Raw genomic sequence first — 20,933 nt, forward strand, 5'->3', positions numbered from 1 at the left:
GCATGTCAGACGGGTTTCGGGCGGTCCGGATCCAATTGGTGGAGCAGGGCCTGGGGTGTGTCGGGCCCGGCGTTCGGCTAGCGTCGTCGCATGCGTGAGCTGGAACCCGGCGAACCCCGCCGCCTGGGCGACCATGAGTTGGTCGGTGTCCTCGGCACGGGCGGTTTCGGCCGGGTGTACGTCGCCCGTGCGCCACATGACAAGTGGCTCACCGTCAAACTCGCGCATCCGCATCTCCTGCGTGCCGACGGGCGGTTCGTCGAGCGCTTCGAGGAGGTGATGGGTGATCTCTCCCGGGTCCGCAACCTGGGTGCGGGACGCATCGTCCAGTGGGACGCGGAAGACGCCCGCCCTTGGTACGCACGCCGGTTCGTGCCGGGTGCCTCGCTGACCGAGCTGCTGGCCACGTGCGGTGCCCTCCCGCGCGCCGCGGGCCGGATCGTGGGCGGCGTCGCGCGGGGCCTCGCCGCGATGCACGCGGTCGAGCTTCCGCACGGGGGCGTCTCGCCGGGCAACGTCCTGGTGTCGGTGACCAGCGCGCAGCTCGTCGACGGCGGCCTGATCCGGCTGTTCGACCGTGGCACGTCTGAGTCCCGGGGGCGACTCCCGCTCGCCGGACGGGCGTTCGCGCCGTCGGACGACGAACCGGAGACCATGGCCGCCGATCTGTACGCGCTGGGCGTGCTGTTGGTGTTGTGCGCCCGGGGGACGCTGCCGAGCGGGGCCGGCGACGTGGCCGAACTCCCGGAGGATCTGGCGGCGTTGGCGCAGGCGCTGATGGACCCGGTGCCGCTGGCCCGGCCGCGTGCCGCCGAAGTCGCCGCGTGGCTGGGCGGCCAGGGTGGCGAGCGCGGCGTCGTGGCGGGCATCCACGTGCGCGGCCGGCTGCTGCTGCCCGACCGCGAGCGGATCGGCGAACAGGCCAGGCAGCTCGGTTCGTTGCTGCCGCGTGCCGCACGCGACGTCATCGCGTGGCACGCGCGGTCGGCGGACCACGCGGGTCTCGGCGGGCTGGCCGGTCTACCCGCCCAGATGGCCGACGCGGTCTCGGCGGCGGTCGCGTCGGGAGGACCGGGCCGGGCACTGGTCCCGGGGGCCAGGCGAGGTGCCGAATCCCTGGCGACGCAAGCGAGTTCGCGCCCACCAACGGCGGCTTCCGCCACCGGGAACGCTACGGGCGGACAACCTCAGGCGCCTGCTGCGACGGGCAGTGGAACCGGTGTGGTTGCCGCCCCCGAGGACATCGCACCGGCTGAAGTTGCCGACAGCGCCCCGGTCGTCGCGTCGTCGCAGGGAACGCGGGCCGCCGAACTGCCCGCGCGGAGCCTGTGGACCCATCGCATCCCCGGAGTACAGAACCTCTTCGCCGCCGACGGGATGCTCTTCGCCGACGGTGACAGCCTGACCGCTCTCGACGCGCAGACCGGCGACCTGGTGTGGTCGAAGCCCGGTTGGCGCATGGCCGGTGAGCCGCGCGACGGGCAGGCGTACCTCGCGCAGGGCACGCGCATCGCGCTGGTGGACGCCGCGAGCGGCACGGAGGTGTGGCGTACCGACATAGCCGCCGCGCGTGGGTTGTGGGCGCGCAGTGCGGGGCGGCTCGCGCGTGCCGAGCGGTCGTTCCGGGTGCACGCGGTGTACCGGCCGGTGCCCGGGGCCGTGACCGCGATCGGCGGGCACAGCGAGTTGTTCGGCCTCGATCCGGTCACCGGCAATCTGCTGTGGAACCGCCGCGAGGCGCGGCGCACCGCGTTCAGCCGGGACGGCGCCGGCGCGGTCTTCCTCAGCGGCGACGGCCGTGAACCGGTCCACGCCCTCGACGCCGCGACGGGCGAACCGCTGTGGCGCGACGACGCGGAGGACTCCATAGTCACGGCCGTGGACCGTGACCTGGTGCTGTGCGCGCGGTTTCGGAAAGGCACCGCCGAGATCGGCGAGTACGTCGTGCGCGTCGCCCGCAGCGGCGAGTTGCTGTACAGCGATCCGAACCCCGGCGAGATGGCGCTTCTGGACGACGGCACGCTGTACATCCTCGGCGGCGGGCGGCTGCGCGCCGCGAGCCCGGCCCTGGGCAAGGCGCTGTGGGACGTCGAATGGGCGGGCGGAAGCGCGGGGATCGCGTTCGCCCCGGCCGGGAACGTCGCGTTCCTGCGCGGGGAGGACCGCCGGGTCTACGCCGTCGACATCGTGAACGGCAGGCGCCGGTGGGTCAGCGACCCGATCCCCGCCCGTCCCCCGCTCGACCCGGTCGGCGGCCAGTTGGACCGTACGCTGCCGGTGCTGGCGGCCGGGGACGTGGTGTGCGTGCGCTCGCACAGCGATGCCGTGCTCATCGTCCTCGACCGCGAGGACGGGCGCGAACGCTGGTGGTGGCGAGCGGCGTTCGGCACGTTGACGATGGTCGCGCCGGTCGTGGTGGGACAGTTCGTGTACGTCGTCGACGGCGACCGGGTCCGGGCCCTGACGGCCCGTCAGACCTAGCCGGTTCGTCTCCCCGGCGCCGCAGGGGGATCACCGCGCAAGCATGTCGTCCAGGCTCTTGGCGAGGTCGTGCAGTGCCTCGTCGGCGGGCGCGAGCATGCCGGCGAGCAGGACGAAGTTGTGCCACAGGTCGGGGTATTCGAGGTGGTCGACGCGAACTCCCATGGCACGGGCGCGTTCCGCGAAGGCCGTGCTCTCCGGGGCCAGGATGTCGTCGGTGCCGTTCTGGACGATCGTCGGAGGCAGGCCGGACAGGTCGGCGCTGCGGGCGGGGGCGAGGAGCTCCCGGTCGATGCCGTCCGCGTACAGGACGCCGCAGCGTGTGAGCCAGGACGCATGCAGGATCGGGTCGTGGTGGTAGACCGGCTCGTACGGCCACGGGCGCAGCGGGTCGAGCCACGGCGACAGCATGACCAGCGCGTCCGGGGCGCGGGTCGGGGTGTCGGCGGGGCCGTTGGTGCCGGTTGCGAGGGCGACCGTCAGGGCGAGTCCGCCACCGGCCGCGTCGCCCGCGACGACCATCGGGGTGTCCGGGCCGGTCTCGTCCGCAAGTGCGCGCCACGCGGCGCGGGCGTCGTGGACGGCGGCCGGATACGGGTGTTCGGGAGCGCGGCGGTAGTCGATGACGTACACCGTGGACCGCGTCGCGCGGGCGAGGTGCGCGGCGTAGGGCAGGTGCGAGCGCGACGATCCGGTGACGTAGCCGCCGCCGTGCAGATAGAGGACCGCGCGTTCGGGCGCGACCGGGCCGACGGACACGCGCCGCCCGGGTACGCCTCCCAGGAGTCGGCGCAGGATGTGGGCGCCGGGCGGGAGCGGCGTGAGGGCGCCGGCGGCGTCGAGGCGCAGGCGCTGCACGGCGACGGGTACGCGCGGGCGCAGGAACGGGCGGACGGTGCGGCGCACCAGGCCGCGGGCCAGGGGAACGGAGAGCTCGGGCACGACGGTCCTCCTCGACGGGGCCGGTGCGATGACCGGAAAGGTTCGTGCCCCTGCGGACCGGGAAGCCCGGCGGATCCGTGAACCCGCCGCTTCGGCTGAGCTTGGCGGATCGGAAACCCCGGACCGGCGAGCCCGCCGAACCCGGCGAATCCGCCGGCCCACTGAGCCGACCGGCCCGCTCAATCCCTCAAGCCCGCCGACCCGCCGACCCGCCGATCCCAGCGAACCCGCCGGCCCTTCCGAGCAGACGACGCAAGAACCCTTCCGGCCGCAGCATCGGTGCGCGTGCGGTGCGGCCTCCTTCCACGGTGGCACCGGAGACCGAGGCTGACCAGGGTCCAAGCGATACGAATCGATGGAAAACCGGTGGTGTGGCGCTGTCGGGGCCATGTCGCGGCCGTGACGACTTCTCCGCGCGCAACCGGCCGGTCACGCTTCCGGGTTGCCCGCCGTCCCGTTACCTTGCCTCGGTCAAGCAATCGGGGTATGCGGGAGGGCGCATGGCCGGCCGTTGGTCCGTCACCGTGAACGACCTGGTCCGACGGCGGGCCGGCGACCCGTCGCCCGGTGTGCGCTGCGGCGACGCGCTGTGGTCCTGGGAGGAGCACGTGCGCCTCTCCGCCCAGCGCGCGGCCTTCCTGGACGCGCAACGCACCGCCCTCCAAGGGGCATCCACCACCTTCCACATCGGCGTGCTGCTGGAGAACGTGCCGGAGTACTCGTTCCTCCTGGCCGCCGCCGCGGTCTCGGGAACGGTGGTCGTCGGCCTGAACCCGACCCGGCGCGGCACCGAACTGGCCCGCGACATCAACCACACCGGCTGTGCGCTGCTGCTCACCGGCGACGCGCACGCCGACCAACTCCGCGACGCCGTACCGGACTTCCCCGAGTCGCGGGTGTGGAACACCGACGATCCCCGGTGGGCCGAAGCGCTCGCGCCCTACGCGGGTGCCGCGCTGCCGCCGGTGTCGCCCGCCCCCGACGACCCCTTCATGCTCATCCTCACCTCGGGCACGACCGGCGACCCGAAGGCCGTCATCTGCTCGCAGGGCAAGATCGCGACGCAGGGGTCGAGCCTCGTCGCGGCCGAGAAGCTGACCGGCGACGACGTGGCCTACTGCGCGATGCCGCTGTTCCACTCCAACGCCGTGATCACCTGTTGGGCGCCGGCGGTGGCGTCCGGTGCGACGCTCGTGCTGCGCCGCCGGTTCTCCGCCTCCGGCTTTCTGCCTGACGTACGCAAGTACCGCGTCACATACGCGAATTACGTCGGTAAACCACTGTCGTACATCCTCGCCACCCCCGAGCGCCCGGACGACGCGGACAACACCCTGACCCGGGTGTTCGGCAACGAGGGCGGACCGCAGGACGTCGAGCGGTTCGCCCGCCGCTTCGGCTGCTCGGTGCGCGACGGCTTCGGGTCGACCGAGGGCGGCCTGTCGTTCATCCCCGTGTCCGGCATGCCGCCCGGCGCGCTCGGCACCGCCAACGGCGACATCCGCGTGATCGACCCCGAGACCCGTGAGGAGTGCCCGCGCGGCCGGTTCGACGCCGCCGGGCGGCTGCTCAACGCCGACGAAGCCGTCGGCGAGCTGGTCAACCTCGACGGCGCCGGCGCGTTCGAGGGCTACTGGAACAACGACGACGCGACCGCCGACCGGCTGCGCGACGGCTGGTACTGGAGCGGCGACCTGGCCTACCGCGACGCCGACGGCCTGTTCTTCTTCGCCGGGCGCAGCGGGGAATGGCTGCGCGTGAACGGCGAGAACTTCGGTGCCGCCCCGGTCGCCCGCATCCTCGCGCGGCACCCGGACATCGCCCTCGTGGCCGTCTACGGGGTGCCGGACGAGGCAGCCGGCGACCAGGCGATGGCCGCGGTGGTACTGCGGGAGGGCGTCGGCGCCGAGGAGTTCGCCCGGGGCTTCGCGGCATGGCAGGCCCGGCAGCCCGACCTGTCGCCGACCTGGCGCCCGCGCTACGTGCGGCTGTCCGCCGAACTGCCGCACACCCACACCAACAAAGTGCTCGTACGCGTCCTCGCGCGGCAGGCCTGGTACGCGCCCGCTCCCGACGAGGTGTGGTTCCGGTCGGGGAGGGATGCCGCGTACCGGCCCCTGACCGACGCCGACGTCGAGGCGACGGAGGGGCGCTTCGCGGAGCACGGGCGCGCACACGTGCTGGACCTGCTGGAGCCGCCGGAACAGCCCCGGCAGTAGCGGTCGAGGCAGCGGCCGGGTGGCTTCGCTTCGGCCGTGGTCGTCTCCGGTGACGCCGCTTCCGCCTACGGCTTCACTTCCGACTTGGCGGGCACACCGTCGACCGGTGCCTTTGCCGGCGCCGGTGCGGGTGCCGCCGCCGAAGACCGCCGCGTTTTCCGGCCCTGCCGCAGTGCGTCGAAGGTCAGCACCGCGAGCGCGGCCCAGATGAGGCCGAAACCCGCCCAGCGGGTCGCCGGCATGGCCTCGTGGTAGATCCACACGCCGACGGCGAACTGGAAGGCGGGGGCGAGGTATTGGATCATGCCGACGGTCGAGAGAGGGATGCGTACCGCCGCCGCGCCGAACAGCAGCAGCGGGAAGGCGGTGACGACGCCGGCGCCGATCAGCAGCAGCGTCTGCCCGAACGACACCGTCCCGAACGTGCCCTCGCCGGTCCACGACAGATACGCCAGGTAACCGGCGGCCGGCAGGAACATCACCGACGTCTCGGCGGTCAGCGACTCGGTCGGCGCCAGCCCGACGGTTTTTTTGACATAGCCGTAGACGGTGAAGCTGACCGCGAGGACCAGCGCGAGCCACGGCAGGCGCCCGTACCCGACCGTCAGCACGAGCACGGCCCCGACGCCGAGCGCCACCGCGATCCACTGCGCGGCCCGCAGCCGCTCCCCGAGCACGAGCACGCCCACGGCGATGAACGCCAGGGGGTTGATGAAGTAGCCGAGCGAAGTCTCCACCACCTGATCGGAGTTGACCCCCCAGATGTACAGGCCCCAGTTGGTGGTGATGGTGATCCCGGCGATGCCGATCTTGGCCAGGCGTACGGGATCGCGCAGCAGCCCCCGGACCCACGACCAGCGGCGCACGACCGTGAGGACGACGAGCATGAAGACCATCGACCACACCATCCGGTGCGCGAGGATCTCCACCGCCCCGGCGGGCTTCAGATGCGGCCAGTACAGGGGGAAGAGGCCCCACAGCCCGTAGGCCGCCACGCCCAGCCACAGACCGCGCCGCTGCTCCGTCGTCTCCCGTATGTCGCTCACGGCCGGATGCTAGTCGGGGCCCGTCCGCGAGTCCCGGGCCAATTGGCGGCCGGTGGCCTGGGCCGGTTCGGCCGGATCGCCGATCTTGCGGCTGAATGAAAACGCGTTCTAGTTTGTGAGCGCCGCGTCGCATCGGCGCGGTCCGGAGACGCAGGCCGCAGCCGGGACGCGCCGACCACACCGGATACGGCCACCCGGCACGCCGGTCGCAGCCGGGCACGCCGACCACATCAGAGAGGGGACGTCATGCCCATCGACGTCACAGCCGCCACCGGCGCCCAGCCCCGCGAGGGCAGCATCGGTTGGACGCGCAAGGACGTGATCCTCTACCACCTGGGCCTGGGCGCGGGAATCCCGCCGACCGACGCCGACGAACTGCGCTACACGTACGAGAAGAACCTGCACGTCCTGCCCACCTTCGCGGCCGTGGCCGGGTTCAAGGCGGGCGGCGACCTGGCGTCGCTGCCGGGCATCGACGTCGACCTGCGCGCGGTGCTGCACGGCGGGCAGGAGGTCGTCCTCCACGGCCCGCTGCCCCCCGAGGCGACCGACATCGGTGTGCGCAGTCGCGTCGCGGACGTATGGGACAAGGGCAAGGCCGCCGTCATCGTGCTGGAGACCTCGGCGGCGCTGCCCGACGGCACGCCGCTGTACGACTCGCGGTCGGAGATCTTCGTGCGCGGCGAGGGCGGCTTCGGCGGCGAGCGCGGACCGTCGACGAAGATCGACGTTCCCGAGCGGGACGCGGACCACGTCGTGGAGGTGTCCACGCGTCCCGACCAGGCGCTGCTGTACCGGCTTTCCGGCGACTGGAACCCGCTGCACGCCGACCCCGACTTCGCGAAGGCGGCGGGCTTCGACACCCCGATCCTGCACGGGCTGTGCTCGTACGGGGTGACGCTCAAGGCGGTCGTGGACACGGTCCTCGGCGGCGACGTGGCGCGGGTGACGCGCTACCGCACGAAGTTCGCCGGGATCTTCTTCCCGGGCGAGACGATGCGCGTCCGCGTCTGGGACGAGGGCGGCACGCTCCACGTCCGCGCCTCGTCGGTCGAGCGCGACGACGCGGTGGTGCTGTCGGACACGGTGGTCGAGTACGCCTCCTGACCGCGCGGTTCTCGGGGGACAGTGGCCCGCCACACGATCCGGGGCGTGTCCGGGATACGGCTTCTCGGCGCGCCCCGTACGTATTAGCTTGACCCTGTCATTTATCTTGCCCCAAACGAGAACACGTTATATTTTCGCGGTCGACGACCCCACGGCACGGCCGGGACGACGAGGAGCAGCCCATGCGCGCAGCCATCCTGCACGAGACCGGACAGGACAAGCTCGAAGTCCGCGACGACGTCGAAGCCGTGGGCATGGGTCCCGGCAGGGTCCGGGTCAAATTGCACGTCACCGGCGTCTGCCACTCCGACCTGTCGGCGATGACCGGCGTCCTGCCGCAGCCGGCGCCGTTCGTGCCCGGCCACGAGGGCGCCGGGGAGATCGTCGAGGTCGGCGACGGCGTCACCTCGGTCGCGGTCGGCGACAAGGTCGTCATCTGCTGGGCGCCGCCCTGCGGCGTGTGCAACTTCTGCACCGGCGGCCAGTCCAACCTGTGCCTGTCGGGCTTCATGAACGCCGGCAACAAGAACTTCACGTTCGGCGGCACCCCGGCCCACGGCTTCACCGGCACCGGCACCTTCACCGAAGAGGTCGTCGTCGCCGCGCCGTGCGCGATCAAGGTGCCCGACGACGTGCCGTACGAGGTCGCCTCGCTCATCGGCTGCGGCGTCACCACCGGCGTCGGCGCGGTCTTCAACAGCGCCGCGATCGAACCGGGCGCCACCTGCGCGGTCATCGGCGCGGGCGGCGTCGGCATAGCCGTCATCCAGGCGCTGCGCGCGGCCGGCGCCGCCGACATCGTCGCGGTCGACCCGGCGACGTCCAAGCACGCGTGGGCCAAGAAGTTCGGTGCCACGCACGCGGTCACCCCCGACGAGGCGCAGGCCGCCAAGAACGACCTGACGGCGGGTCAGGGCTTCGACTACGTCTTCGAGGTCGTCGGCAAGTCGTTCACCGCGCGCAGCGCGTACGAACTGACCCGGCGCGGCGGCAGCGTCGTCATCGTGGGTGCCGGGGCGATGGACGACAACGTGCAGTTCAACATGTTCGAGCTGTTCTTCGACCAGAAGCAGATCATCGGCAGCATCTACGGCGGCGGCGACATCCACCGCGAGTACAACCGCATCATCCGCATGTGGCGCGCCGGCCGCCTGGACCTGGAGGCGATGATCACCCACCGCCTCGAACTCGCGGACATCAACGACGCGTTCGACCTCATGAGGTCCGGCGAGTCGATCCGGACCATCATCACGCTCGCCTGACCCGCCACCGGACCCACCCCCGACGGCCGTCGAGTCGCGTACGGGCACCTGTTGTCCGCGCCCGGTTCGACGGCCGTCCCACGCAAACCTTGGAGGCGCCATGCCCACGTCCCTTACCGGCAAAGTCGCCGTCGTCACCGGTGCCGGCGGCGGCCTCGGGCGCGCCGAGGCACTCGAACTCGCCCGGCACGGAGCGAAAGTCGTCGTCAACGACTTCGCCCCCCAGGACGCGCCGAACCCGGCGCAGGCCGTCGCGGACGAGATCGTCGCGGCGGGCGGCGAGGCGACCGCGCACCGCGGCGACATCTCGCAGTTCGCGGTCGGCGGGGAACTGGTCGGGCTCGCGGTCGACACGTACGGGTCGCTCGACATCCTCGTCAACAACGCGGGCCTGCTGCGCGACCGCATGCTGTTCTCGATGACCGAGGCCGAATGGGACATCATCCTCGCCGTCCACGCCAAGGGCACGTTCAACACCTCGCACCACGCCGCGAAGTACTGGCGTGACAAGTCCAAGGCGCAAGGCGGCCCGGTGTACGCACGCGTCGTCAACACCGCCTCGGAGGCCTGCCTCGCCGGATCACCGGGCCAGGCGAACTACGCCGCCGCCAAATCCGCCGTCATCGCGCTCACCATGAGCACCGCGAACGGCTGCCACCGCTACGGCGTCCGCGCGAACGTGATCGCCCCGCGCGCACTCACCAAACTGACCAGCCACGTCTTCACCGCCAAGGACGACCTCGCGGAGGGCGAACTCGACCCGCTGGCACCCGAACACGTCTCGCCGCTGGTGGCGTTCCTCGCCGGCCCCGCCGCCGACCACATCTCCGGCCAGCTCTTCGTCGTCCACGGCGGCTTCGTGGCGGTCATCGAACGCCCCACACTCCAGGCCAAGTTCGACGCGAAGGGCGACGCGTTCAACACCGACGAGCTCGAAGAGCTGCTGGTGCCGCACTTCGCCGACAAGGAGCTCAACGAGGGCTTCTCGGCGCCGGACCTGCTCCGTCTGCGGCGCGAACGCTGAGCCGACACCAGCGGCCCGAGGTGGTGAGCCAAGGGACGAAACACGCCGCCGGACGGCACGCTTCGTCCCTTGCGCGGAAACTCCGGGGCGTCCCGCTCAGCGGACGTCCGGCTTCCCCACGTAGATCGTGACGCTCGTCATGAGGGGCACCTGGGCACCGGCCGACGGGTACGTGGCAACCACCACGCTGTACTCCTCCGCCTTCGACGTCAGCCTCGGCTTGACCGACACCGCCAGGCCCGCCGCGCGTATCTCGGCCGTCGCGCTCTCCTCGTCCGAGCCGACCACCTCCGGCACGGTCGTGTTGCCGTCCCGGACCGTGATCGTCACCGTCGCGCCCTCGCGCACCGTCTCCCCGGCCGCCGGGGACGACTCCAGGACCTCGCCCTTCGGCCCCTTCGAGTTCGCCCGCACCTGCACGCGCGGCACCAGGTTCCGCTCGCGCAACGCCTGCCGCGCCGCCTCGACGTCGAGCCCGACCGTTTCCGGTACGACCGTCTCCGACTTCCCGGACGCCCCCGACGTCACCGTCGACGACACGACCGGCGGCTGCCGCCCCGCGCCCTTGGACGGGGACTCCACCGCCGCGGAAGGCGGTTCGCCGCCGGACGGGGTGACGCCCGGCAGGATCACACCCGCGGTGGCGCCGTCGCCCACCGGCACCTGCTGCGCCGCGTCGCCCCGCGGGGCCGACGCGGAGTCGCCGTCGTCCGACGTCACCGCGACGACGGCGGTGGCCGCGACGATCAGCGCCAGCACCGCGCTGCCGACCAGCAGCGGCACCGAGCGGGCGCGCGAGAACCCGTCGGGGCGGTCGGTGTCGAACCGCCGCGGGACGTCCACCGCGAACGCGGCACACGCCGCCCCCTGGTTCGCGGTCGTCGACACCACCCGCAGCGCGACACCGAAGCGCTGTGTCCGCCCGTCGTTGACGCGTCCGGCCGCGTCCGCGCCCGGCACCCCGAAGCGCGACGCGACGTCGATGCCCAGCCGGGTGTGGTCGCGCGGCAGCGTGTAGCGCACTTCCACGACCCGGGTCTGGTCCGCAGCCAGCGGGAAGTTCAGCACCGACGCGTCGAAGTCCAGGCTCCCGTGGACGCGTTCGACCGGTTCGACGCGGAAGGTGTCCGGCCGCGCGCCCGCGTTCCGCACCACGAGCCGGACCGTCACGGTCGACCTCGGCTCGCCGCGCTGCCGCTCCGGCTCGCACCACGCCTGGACGCCCGTGCGGTCCCCGCCCAAGAGGTCCGCGCCGCAGTGGTTGCCGGGGCAATACGTGCCCAACCGCTCCCTACCGTCCGCCCGCGCCCCGCACAGCCGGCAGAAGTGCCTCATCATCCCCCCTCGGGCTCTTCGCGGCAGCACCTTTCCGCCGGAATGATTGGGGGACGCGAACCGGGGGCGGCCCGGTTCCGCACGGAGGATGTCCGGGAACAGCCGTCGGACCAGGGCGCTTCCGCGGCCGTCCGAGGTCCCGGCGGGGCACTACCTGCGCGGATGAGGGGTGAGCGACCAGCGGCCCATCAGGTCCGCGTACAGCGCCGATCCGGCCAACAGTTCGGCGCGGCGGGCCGAGTCCATGCGGTGCGCGATCACGACGAGCACACCCGGGCGGGCGGCGAACGCGGCCTCGGCGAGCGCTTCCGTCGCGGGATCCAGGTGACATGTCGCCTCGTCCAGGATCACCACCTCGGCAGGCGAAACGAACACCCGTGCCAGCGCGATCAGTTGACGCTCACCCGCGGAGAGCGCGGAAGGATCGGCGAGCTCGGCGTCGTAACCGCCCAGCCGGGTGACCAGGTCCCGGCAACCGACGAGCCGCACGGCACGGTCGAGTTCACCGTCGGTCGCCCCCGGCAGCAGGTACGCCAGGTTTTCCCGGACCGTTCCGGCGAAGACGTACGCCTCCTGCGGCACCACCGCGATCTCTCGCCGCAACCGCTCCTCCGGGATCCGGTCGAGTGGCTCGCCGCGCAGCAGCACCGCGCCCCGCTGCGGCTCCAACAGCCCCGCCAGAAGCGCCGCAAGCGTCGACTTGCCGATGCCGCTCGGCCCCACGACCGCAAGATGGCCCTGCTCGGGCACCGCGAGATGCAGCCCGTCGACAACCGGCGCCGCGAACGGACCGTACGCGAAAGCCACATCGCGCACGGACAACACCGCCGGACGCGCCGACACCACGTCGCCCCCCGCACCGGGGACCGGGGGAGCGGAGGCGCGCGCGGGCCGCCGAACGGCGCCCGCCTCCGCCAAACGGCCCGCGACGACGCCGAGTTCGAGGATCCAGTCCCCGACCGTCGCGGTGAGGGCGCGCAGCGCGGGCGCGAGCTCCTTCACCAGATACAGCACAGCACCGGCGAGTTCGCCCGGCGACAACGTGCCGTCGCGCACGAGCATGGGTGCGACCAACACCAGGATCACCAAAGGAAGTTGGCCGCCCACTCCGACGACCGTCAGCCGCAGTGAGGACGCCCGGGCGAGCGCCCGGGTCGCCTCCGCCTGTGCGTCGATCGCCGCACCGAGCCCCGTCCCCAACGGCACGTGGTTCACGCACTCGTGCTGCGCCCAACGCTGCTTCCCCCCTCGCGTCCGGTCCGGCGGACCACCCCGGTCCTCGGGCCGGCGCCCGGAAAATGCCGCCGACACCCGTCCTGATGACGGGATCGGTGCGAACTGCCCACCCGTTGACCGGTGTTGGTCCGAACCCGGCGAGACGTGAAAGACCGTACGGTTCGCTTTCGCAGCGGCTCAACGAGTTGTCGGGGGGTTCACCCGCATGGGTGAAGTAACCCGGGAACGCCCAACACGAGGGGTTTGACAGCGGTAAAGAGCATGGTGTGACGATATGGCGGATGGGATGCGCAAGAGTCGGCAGCGGCCCGCGAACACCCCTGTGGCAAGCCGTTTTCCCGTCTCACGGAAGTCCCGCCGAGCTGCCGGGTGCCGCCGGGCCGGTCACCGTCCGCAGCGTCAGTCGCCGTCCTGTCTCGACGCGACGCGCAGCGACACCTCCGACCCCGCCGGCGCCGAGCCCGTCGGCGACTGCGACACCACGACGCACCCCGCAGCCGACAAATCCCCCCGGCACGGCCCGGAGCCGGACGCGCCCACCTCGAAACCCGCGCTCTCCAGCACCGCGCGGGCCTCGGTGTACCCCGACCCGACGACGTTCGGCACCGGCACGGTCGACGGCGGCTCCGAAGACGGACTCGCCGAGGGCGACGGGCCCTGCGACCCCGGCGGCGTGGACGGCGTGCCCGTGCCGGGCCCGCTCGGCACCGGAGGCCAAGGCACCGGCGGCGGTGTCGTGGCCCCACCGCCCGGCCGCGTCGCAGGACCCGGCGCGCCCGACTTGGTGCCGGACGCCGACGCGCCCGGCGAGCGGATGCTCGGCGGGCGCGTGGTCACCGTCGCCGACGCGGTGCCGTCGGTTGTGGACGGAGCTGTCGACGGGTGACTTGGCAACTCGGTCGGGATGCCCTCGTTCCCCGGCGGCGGTGACTCGCCGACCGGCAGGCGCGGCGTCGTGGCCGGCGCGGCCTGCCGGGTCGGCGCATCCCGGTCGCCGCCACCCGATCCGGCCGAGGCCATGCCGACGATGAGGGCCGCGACGACCGCCACCGCCGCGACCGCTCCCGCCGCCGCGAACTGCGTGTTCCGGGCCCGGCGGCGGGCTCGGTGGCCCGCCCGCGAATCGCCGCGCGGGACGGGGAACGGCACCGCGTCCAGCGGTGCGGCGTCGGCGGGATGGACCGAGAACAGGGTCACGGCCGCCACCCGCCGGTCGTGCGTCGACACCACGCGCAAGGGGATGTCGAGCACTCCGGCATCCGGCGCCCGGTCGTGCGGCACCGCGTACCGCACGGTCCACTGGCAGGTTTCGCCCGGCGCGAGGCCGCCGGGGGCGCTGCTGCCCCGGACCGTGACGCGGTCGCCGATGTCGCGGCGCAACTCCAGGACGTACCTGTCGGGTTCGCTGCCCGCGTTGCGGATGGTGAGCGTGGTCTCGACGAGTTCCCCGGCGTCGGCCTCGGCTTCCGCCGGATCGCCGTACACCTGGACCGCGCGCGTGGGGTCCCCTTCGCGCAGCCCGACGAGGTCCGCACCGCACCCCAGGCCGGCGCAGTACCGGGCCGTGACGTCGTTGCCGGTGCCGCAGAGTATGCAGTGCACCATCGATGCCGCCCCCAGACGGATCTCCCGGGTCGCCCGGACCGGACGGTCCAAGAGCCCGGGTGCGGTTGCTTCAGGTCGGACGCCGTTCGCGACGCCGGTCCTACCCGTTCTTCCGGACGGTTGGGGCGGCTTGACGCAATCGTGACCGCGCACGGTCGCCGTTTCCCCGGGTATCCGAGGGTTTGCCGTGGTATGGGGACAGCCGCACTCCGAGGCCGCACTCCGAGGCCGCGCACCGACAGTCCCCACCCGGCCGTCCGCGTCCCCGGCGGGGCCGGGATCACCCCAGGCGTTCCCTTCTCCGGGGCGCCGCGGCCACCGCGCCCACCCGCACCCGCGCCCCACGCCGCGTCACAAACCCGCGCCCGACCGAGTCCGGGAACCCTTGATCCCCGGCGGTCAGGGCCCTGCGGCCGGTCGCGGTAACCTCGACCCCGTGCCCAAGCTCTCCGACGTCCTTGCCACACTGCACCGCCTCTACGACCCGGCGTGGGCCGAATCATGGGACGCGGTCGGCCTGGTGTGCGGCGACCCGGGCGCCGAGGTCGGCAAGGTGATGTTCGCGGTCGACCCCGTCCAGGCCGTCGCCGACGAAGCGCTCGCGTGGGGCGCCGACCTGCTGATCACCCACCACCCCCTCTTCCTGCGCGGCGTGCACTCCGTCGCCGCGACCGGGTTCAAGGGACGCGTCGTCCACAGCCTCATCAAGGGCGACTGCGCGCTCGCCGTCGCACACACCAACGCGGATTCCGCCGACCCCGGCGTCTCCGACGCCCTGGCGAGGGCCCTCGGCCTGACCGTCACCGGCCCGCTCGACCCCAGCGCCGCCGACCCGCAGGGCTGCCGCGGCATCGGGCGCGTCGGGACGCTGCCCGCACCGGAGTCGCTGGCCGCGTTCGCCGCCCGCGCCGCGAAAGCCCTGCCCGCGACCGCCGCCGGGCTCCGCATCGCCGGTGACCCGGACCGCGAAGTTCACACCGTCGCGGTGTGCGGCGGCGCGGGCGACAGCCTGTTCGAGGCCGCCCGGCGCAGCGGCGCCGACGTCTACCTCACCGCCGACCTGCGCCACCACCCGGCGTCCGAAGCGCTCGAAGCCGGCGGCCCGGCACTCGTCGACGCCGCCCACTGGGCCACCGAGTGGCCCTGGCTGGAGCAGGCCGCCCGGGAACTGACGGCCGCGACCGCCGCGTCCGGGGCTACGGTGGAGACGTACGTCTCGCGCCTGGCCACGGACCCGTGGGCCTTCCACGTCCCCGGGCCCACCGCGCCGCAAGGCCCGTGACCACGGGGGCCGGAGCCGGGCCGCGACGCGGCGTCGCGCCACGACCGACGCGCACGACGCAACAGGCAACAACACCAGCACGCAGCAAGCTTCGGACGAACCGCGACGAACCGCACAGAGCCGCGCACCCCAACGACCGCGATAACCCCGCTGTAAGGAGAACCCGCTGAACGCCGCGCCCGCCGACCAACTCCGCCTGCTCGACCTCCAGGGCCTCGATTCGCGCCTGGACCGGCTCGCGCACCGGCGCCGCACGCTGCCCGAGCACGAGGAGATCGACCGCCTCGGCAGCCGCCTCGCCACCCTGCGCGACCTCGTCGTCGCCGCCGAGACCGAGGACAGCGACGCCGCACGCGAGCAGACCAAGGCCGAACAAGACGTCGACCAGGTCCGCAGCCGCGCCGAACGCGACCAACAGCGCCTCGACTCGGGCCACGTCACCTCGCCCAAGGAACTGGAGAACCTCCAGCACGAGATCACCTCGCTGGCCAAACGCCAGAGCGACCTCGAAGAGGTCGTCCTGGAGATCATGGAGCGCCGCGACGAGATCCAGACCCGCCTGGCCGGGCTCGTCGAGGAACGCGACGCGGCCCAGGCCGAACGCGACGCGGCGACCGCCCGGCGCGACGCCGCCCTCGCCGAGATCGACACCGAGAGCGCGGGCGACGCCAAGCAGCGCGAGGTCGTCGCCGCCGCGGTCCCCGCGGAACTGCTGAAGTTGTACGAGAAGATCCGCGAGCAGCAGCACGGCGTCGGAGCCGCGGCCCTCCACCAGCGCCGCTGCGAGGGATGCCGCCTCGAACTCGGCATCACCGACCTCAACGCGATCCGCTCGGCGGCGCCCGACACGGTCGTGCGCTGCGACAACTGCCGGCGGATCCTCGTACGCACCGCAGAGTCGGGCCTTTGAGCGCCCGCCGGTTCGTCGTCGAAGCGGACGGCGGCTCGCGCGGCAACCCGGGGCCGGCGGCGTACGGAGCACTCGTGCGCGACGCGTCGTCCGGCGCCGTGCTGTGGGAGATGGGCGAGTACATCGGCGTCGCCACCAACAACGTCGCCGAATACCGGGGCGTGCTCGCGGGGTTGACGGCCGCGCGCGACATCGACCCCGACGCGGCCGTCGAAGTCCGCGCCGACTCCAAGCTCGTCGTCGAGCAGATGTCGGGGCGCTGGAAGATCAAACACGCGGACATGCGCGAACTCGCGGCGCAGGTACGCGCGCTGTACCCGGCCGGGCGAGTCAAATACACGTGGGTGCCGCGCGAGAAGAACAAGTACGCCGACCGCCTCGCCAACGAAGCGATGGACCTCGCGGCCAAAGGCGAGGTCTGGCGCCCGACCGCGCCCGTCGCCGTCGACCCCCAGCTCGTCGACGAGACCACCGCGCCGGCCGAGGAGACCCCGGTGGCCGGCCGGGCGGCTGCCGAGACCAAGCCCCTGCCCCCGCCCGCCGGTTGGGGCCCCGACCTCGGTACGCCGACCACACTCGTCCTGCTGCGCCACGGCGAGACCGCGCTCACTCCGCACAAGCGGTTCTCCGGAGTCGGCGGCGACCCGGAGCTCTCCGAGACCGGACGCTGGCAGGCCGAGCGCGCCGCCGAACTCCTCGCCGCGCGCGGCACCGTGCAGGCCGTCGTGACGTCGCCGCTGAGCCGCTGCCGCCAGACGGCGGAAGCCGCGGCCGGCCGCCTCGGCCTCCCCGTCCGCGTCGAAGAAGGGCTCCGCGAAACGGACTTCGGCGCCTGGGAGGGCCTGACCTTCGGCGAGGTCCAAGAACGCTGGCCCGACGAGCTGTCGGCCTGGCTCGCCTCCCCCGAGGTGGCACCGCCCGGCGGCGAAAGCTTCGTCGAGGTCGCCCGGCGCGTCATCGTCGCCCGCGACAAACTCCTCGCGCGCTATCCCGGCAAGACCGTTCTCGTGGTCACCCACGTCACCCCCGTCAAGACGCTCGTGCGCCTCGCCCTCGACGCGCCCGCGCAGTCGATGTTCCGCATGGAACTGTCGGCGGCGGCGATCACCGTCATCAACTGGTGGGCCGACGGCAACGCCTCACTGCGCGTCTACAACGACACGGCACATCTGCGCGCCCCGCGGTAGGGCCCAGGGAGACGCGAACCGACGAGGGCGCCCCGCCCTCGTCGGCGGGGCCCGGCGGGCTCCCGCTCCTCGGAGCGCTCGGCCGTCAGACCTCCGAGACCACCACATCCAGGGCCCACGCCGCGTTGCGCTTCGCGGGCTTGCCGACCTCGACGGTCCAGCCGAGGTCGCGCAGCGCGGCGGCCAGTTCCCCCGGGTCGGCCGGCTCCGCGCCCGCGGTCAGCAACTGCCGCGTGAGCCGCCCCTTCGTCGCCTTGTTGAAGTGGCTCACCACCGACCGCCGCGTGACGCCGTCCACCACACGCTCGTGCAGCACCCGGACCATCGCCGTACGCGCCGCCACCTCGCCCACCGGCCGCCACGCCGGCACGTACGCCGCCGACCGCAGATCCAACACCAGCCCCTCGCCCGCGAGTTCGGGCAGGGCCTTGTCCATCGCCTCGCGCCACAGCCCCGGCAGCGCCCCGAGCCCCGGCAGCCGCACCCCCATCGACAGCCGGTACGGCGGCACCCGATCGTTCGGCCGCAGCGCACCCCACAGCCCCGAGAACACCAGCAGGCTCCGCTCCGCCCGCTTCGCCGTCGCCCGGTCGAGCGTGCCGAGTCCGAGCGCGTCGTACAGGACCCCGGTGTACAGCTCCGACACCCGCAGCGTCGGGGCCTCCCGCACGTCCAGATTGCGCAGCACCTCGCCGCGCAACTTCGGCCCGAGGCCGAGCACTTCCAGTGCCTTCGTCTCATCGCCCTCGCACAACGTCACCAGCGAGTCGAGCACGCGCTCACGCGTCGCCGTCAGCTCGGGAAGCGACAGCCCGGCGAGATCGAGAACGGGGCCGGGACCCCCCGACGCCTTGCCCTCCGAGGGCGGCAACAGCACGAGCACGGACGGAACTCCCAAGACGTACGGACGAGTAGCGCCCCTACCCTATGACGCCGCAAGACCCGACAAGCACCGCAAGACCGGCCATCCATGACGAACCCCCCCGCCGCCCGCGTGCGGCCCGCCGGGTGCGTGTCGCGCCCCCGGGCGCACACCGACCGCCGCGGCGCCCGACCGGCACCGGAAAAGGGCTAATCGGGGCGAACGGGTCCTTCCGCAAACCTTCTTCCTCCGGACGGGTCGGCGGTTTATCGGTCCCGCGGCCTCAGGGCTAAGGTTGGGGAGCGGCGGAAGAGCCGGCCGGGCGGTCGCGTCGGAACCCTCGCGGTTCCGCCGAGGAACGTCCGGGCTCCACACGGCAGGGTGGTGGGTAACACCCACCTGGGGCGACCCACGGGACAGTGCCACAGAAAGCAGACCGCCAGGCGTCCACTCGGACACCTGGTAAGGGTGAAACGGTGGTGTAAGAGACCACCAGCGCCCGAGGTGACTCGGGCGGCTCGGTAAACCCCACCCGGAGCAAGGTCAAAAGGGAACCCGACGGGTTCCTGCGCAGGCGATCGAGGGCTGCCCGCCCGAGCCTGCGGGTAGACCGCTGGAGGCCGGCGGCAACGTCGGCCCTAGATGGATGACCGCCTCCGCGCGGACCGCAAGGCCCACGCGAGACAGAACCCGGCGTACAGGCCGACTCTTCCGCCGCCCGTCCGGGGCCAGGTGCTCTGACATACGTTTACGCAGGCCAGAGCGCCTGGCCCCGGTCATGCCGACTGGTGGCCGAACCCCTGGTTCACGGTGACGGCCGTGCGGCGGGCATCCGCGTCGGGTTCGTTCCATATCGCCATATAAGGGCGGGCGAACGCGTCGGCAGCGGTGAAAGGCATGCCCTCTGCTCCTGTCGTTGTACGTCGGGCCTTGTCATGACCCGGCCGCCGGTTGTGGTTCGGGGGCTGCTTCGGTCGACGGCGCGTGGTCCGGATCGGGAGTCGGGGCCGCCGCTCGGGGGTCCGGCAGCAGCTGGGCGATCGCGCCCAGCGCCGCCGCGACGGCGATCAGATAGATCAGGCTCTGCCGGAACGCTTCCGTGATGCCGTGGTCCGCGGCGCCGTAGTACACAACACCGACAATGCCGACCCCCAGAGCACCGCCCACTTGCTGGGCGGTGGTCAGTACCCCGGCCGCCGATCCCGCGTGGCGGGGTGAGACGCCGGCCAGGACCGTGCCCATGATCGGCGCGAGGGCGAGGCCCATGCCGAAGCCGTCGGCCAGCAGCGCGGGGACCATCCAGAGAAGGGACGCGTCACACCCGACCGCTGTGAGGAGACCGCCGAGTGCGAGCACGCGGAGCACGGCACCTGCGGCGACGACCTGGCGCCCGTGACGTGCGGCCAGGCGCGGCGCGGCCCGCGACGCGGCGAGGTAGCCGGCGCCTATGGGCGTGAAGATCAGGCCCGCCTGGAGTGCGTCGAGGTCGCGCGCCTGCTGCATGTAGAGCGCGAAGACGAGGAAATAGGCGGCCATCCCCATGGTGAAGACCAGGTTCGCGAACAGTCCCACGGTGAAGGCGCGTTCGCGGAAAAGCGCGGTGTCGACGATGGGTGATTCGTGGCGCCGCACGGCGTATCCGGCCAGGAGCAGGGCGGATGCGACGAACGAGAACCACGCCCACAGCGGCCAGCCCTGCTCGCGGCCTTCGATCAACGGCAGCAGGGTCGCCGTCAGGGCCAGGATGATCAGCACGGTCCCGACGAGGTCGAGGCGGGGCGCCGTGTCGGCGCGGCTCTCCGGCAGTACGCGCTTGGCGGCGGCCAGAGCAACAACGCCGATCGGCACGTTGATGAGGAAGCAGGCGCGCCATCCCATACCGAACAGGTCGGCCTGGATCAATGCGCCGCCGATGAGCTGCCCGAACACCGCGGCCAGGCCCATGGTCAGCGCGTACGCCCCGATCGCCCGCGCCTGCGCGGCGCCGGCGTAGACGGTTCGGATGATCGCCAGCACCTGCGGTGCGAGAAGCGCCGCGGCGATCCCCTGGGCGATGCGGGCGGCAACGAGTGTACGGGCGTCGGGAGCGAGGCCGCACGCGACTGAGGCCGCCGTGAAGAGCGCCAGGCCGAGGGTGAACATGCGACGGCGGCCGTGGATGTCGCCGAGTCGGCTGCCGAGGATCAGGCCGGAGCCATACGCCAATCCGTATCCGGCGACCACCCACTCGATGGCGGTGGGTCCGGCATCCAGGTCTTGCTGGGTGGATGGTATTGCGACGTTGACGATGAAGAAGTCGAGGATCGTGACGAAGACCCCGGTCAGCACGAGGGGCAAGGTGCCCGCACGAGGCATGGCCGCTCCTTGGGGTAGAACGATTGGTATACGCGGATTAGATAGACCAGTTGATCTATCTGTCAACTGCGTGGGAGACTTGC

16 protein-coding genes and 1 other RNA gene are annotated in these 20,933 nt (G+C 72.5%); 9 read left to right on the forward strand and 8 right to left on the reverse strand.

The features are described from left to right. Positions 1-90: 90 nt before the first annotated feature. A complete protein-coding gene (locus ACRX5W_RS23500) occupies positions 91-2,481 on the forward strand; it encodes an outer membrane protein assembly factor BamB family protein (RefSeq protein ID WP_436790253.1) in 2,391 nt (796 codons plus the stop codon). Between the two features lie 30 nt (positions 2,482-2,511). Here the strand turns inward: ACRX5W_RS23500 and ACRX5W_RS23505 are convergent, their stop codons facing one another. Then, positions 2,512-3,423 (reverse strand): alpha/beta hydrolase fold domain-containing protein, encoded by a 912-nt coding sequence (locus ACRX5W_RS23505; protein ID WP_436790254.1) that lies wholly within the window; start codon positions 3,421-3,423, stop codon positions 2,512-2,514. Positions 3,424-3,923: 500 nt separating this feature from the next. Here ACRX5W_RS23505 and ACRX5W_RS23510 point away from each other — a divergent pair, with 500 nt between their 5' ends. After that, positions 3,924-5,639 carry a long-chain-fatty-acid--CoA ligase gene (locus tag ACRX5W_RS23510; RefSeq protein WP_436790255.1) on the forward strand — a complete coding sequence of 572 codons (1,716 nt, stop codon included), beginning with the start codon at positions 3,924-3,926 and terminating at the stop codon, positions 5,637-5,639. 65 nt (positions 5,640-5,704) lie between these two features. Here ACRX5W_RS23510 and rarD read toward each other — a convergent pair whose 3' ends face one another. Then, the gene (gene rarD, locus ACRX5W_RS23515; RefSeq protein WP_436790382.1) at positions 5,705-6,676 is read right to left on the reverse strand and encodes an EamA family transporter RarD; all 972 of its coding nucleotides are present in this window, start codon (positions 6,674-6,676) and stop codon (positions 5,705-5,707) included. A 255-nt stretch (positions 6,677-6,931) separates the two neighbouring features. On the opposite strand from rarD, the gene ACRX5W_RS23520 reads away from it, so the two are divergent. The 3 genes from ACRX5W_RS23520 (at position 6,932) to ACRX5W_RS23530 (ending at position 10,078) form a co-directional block, all read left to right on the forward strand. Continuing rightward, a complete protein-coding gene (locus ACRX5W_RS23520; RefSeq protein ID WP_436790256.1) occupies positions 6,932-7,792 on the forward strand; it encodes a MaoC/PaaZ C-terminal domain-containing protein in 861 nt (286 codons plus the stop codon). A gap of 182 nt (positions 7,793-7,974) precedes the next feature. Next, positions 7,975-9,054 (forward strand): Zn-dependent alcohol dehydrogenase, encoded by a 1,080-nt coding sequence (locus tag ACRX5W_RS23525; RefSeq protein WP_436790257.1) that lies wholly within the window; start codon positions 7,975-7,977, stop codon positions 9,052-9,054. Between the two features lie 100 nt (positions 9,055-9,154). Continuing rightward, positions 9,155-10,078 (forward strand): 3-oxoacyl-ACP reductase, encoded by a 924-nt coding sequence (locus ACRX5W_RS23530; RefSeq protein WP_436790258.1) that lies wholly within the window; start codon positions 9,155-9,157, stop codon positions 10,076-10,078. A 96-nt stretch (positions 10,079-10,174) separates the two neighbouring features. Here the strand turns inward: ACRX5W_RS23530 and ACRX5W_RS23535 are convergent, their stop codons facing one another. From ACRX5W_RS23535 to ACRX5W_RS23545, 3 genes are all read right to left on the reverse strand, one after another. Further along, the gene (locus ACRX5W_RS23535; RefSeq protein ID WP_436790259.1) at positions 10,175-11,362 is read right to left on the reverse strand and encodes a PASTA domain-containing protein; all 1,188 of its coding nucleotides are present in this window, start codon (positions 11,360-11,362) and stop codon (positions 10,175-10,177) included. 201 nt (positions 11,363-11,563) lie between these two features. Continuing rightward, entirely contained in the window at positions 11,564-12,628 is a 1,065-nt protein-coding gene (locus ACRX5W_RS23540) for an ATP-binding cassette domain-containing protein (RefSeq protein ID WP_436790260.1), read from the reverse strand. Positions 12,629-13,048: 420 nt separating this feature from the next. Then, the gene (locus ACRX5W_RS23545) at positions 13,049-14,254 is read right to left on the reverse strand and encodes a PASTA domain-containing protein (RefSeq protein WP_436790261.1); all 1,206 of its coding nucleotides are present in this window, start codon (positions 14,252-14,254) and stop codon (positions 13,049-13,051) included. Between the two features lie 436 nt (positions 14,255-14,690). On the opposite strand from ACRX5W_RS23545, the gene ACRX5W_RS23550 reads away from it, so the two are divergent. The 3 genes from ACRX5W_RS23550 to ACRX5W_RS23560 all read left to right on the forward strand — a co-directional run bounded on the left by ACRX5W_RS23550 (position 14,691) and on the right by ACRX5W_RS23560 (position 17,633). Further along, positions 14,691-15,536 carry a Nif3-like dinuclear metal center hexameric protein gene (locus ACRX5W_RS23550; protein ID WP_436790262.1) on the forward strand — a complete coding sequence of 282 codons (846 nt, stop codon included), beginning with the start codon at positions 14,691-14,693 and terminating at the stop codon, positions 15,534-15,536. Between the two features lie 166 nt (positions 15,537-15,702). Continuing rightward, a complete protein-coding gene (locus ACRX5W_RS23555; protein ID WP_436790383.1) occupies positions 15,703-16,446 on the forward strand; it encodes a zinc ribbon domain-containing protein in 744 nt (247 codons plus the stop codon). Beyond that, on the forward strand, positions 16,443-17,633 hold the full coding sequence (locus ACRX5W_RS23560) for a bifunctional RNase H/acid phosphatase (protein WP_436790263.1): 1,191 nt from the start codon (positions 16,443-16,445) through the stop codon (positions 17,631-17,633). Before ACRX5W_RS23555 ends, ACRX5W_RS23560 begins: the two co-directional genes overlap by 4 nt. Before the next feature lie 85 nt (positions 17,634-17,718). Here ACRX5W_RS23560 and yaaA read toward each other — a convergent pair whose 3' ends face one another. Then, positions 17,719-18,516 carry a peroxide stress protein YaaA gene (gene yaaA / locus ACRX5W_RS23565; RefSeq protein ID WP_436790264.1) on the reverse strand — a complete coding sequence of 266 codons (798 nt, stop codon included), beginning with the start codon at positions 18,514-18,516 and terminating at the stop codon, positions 17,719-17,721. A 289-nt stretch (positions 18,517-18,805) separates the two neighbouring features. On the opposite strand from yaaA, the gene rnpB reads away from it, so the two are divergent. Next, positions 18,806-19,209, forward strand: an RNA gene (gene rnpB, locus ACRX5W_RS23570) — RNase P RNA component class A. A 62-nt stretch (positions 19,210-19,271) separates the two neighbouring features. Here the strand turns inward: rnpB and ACRX5W_RS23575 are convergent. Both ACRX5W_RS23575 and ACRX5W_RS23580 read right to left on the reverse strand, forming a co-directional pair. Further along, entirely contained in the window at positions 19,272-19,394 is a 123-nt protein-coding gene (locus ACRX5W_RS23575; RefSeq protein ID WP_436790265.1) for a hypothetical protein, read from the reverse strand. A 34-nt stretch (positions 19,395-19,428) separates the two neighbouring features. Continuing rightward, positions 19,429-20,850, reverse strand: coding sequence for an MFS transporter (locus ACRX5W_RS23580; protein WP_436790266.1), 1,422 nt, complete (start codon positions 20,848-20,850; stop codon positions 19,429-19,431). Positions 20,851-20,933: the final 83 nt, after the last annotated feature.

This window comes from Yinghuangia sp. YIM S10712 (assembly GCF_051388935.1).
Classification (GTDB): Bacteria; Actinomycetota; Actinomycetes; order Streptomycetales; family Streptomycetaceae; genus Yinghuangia.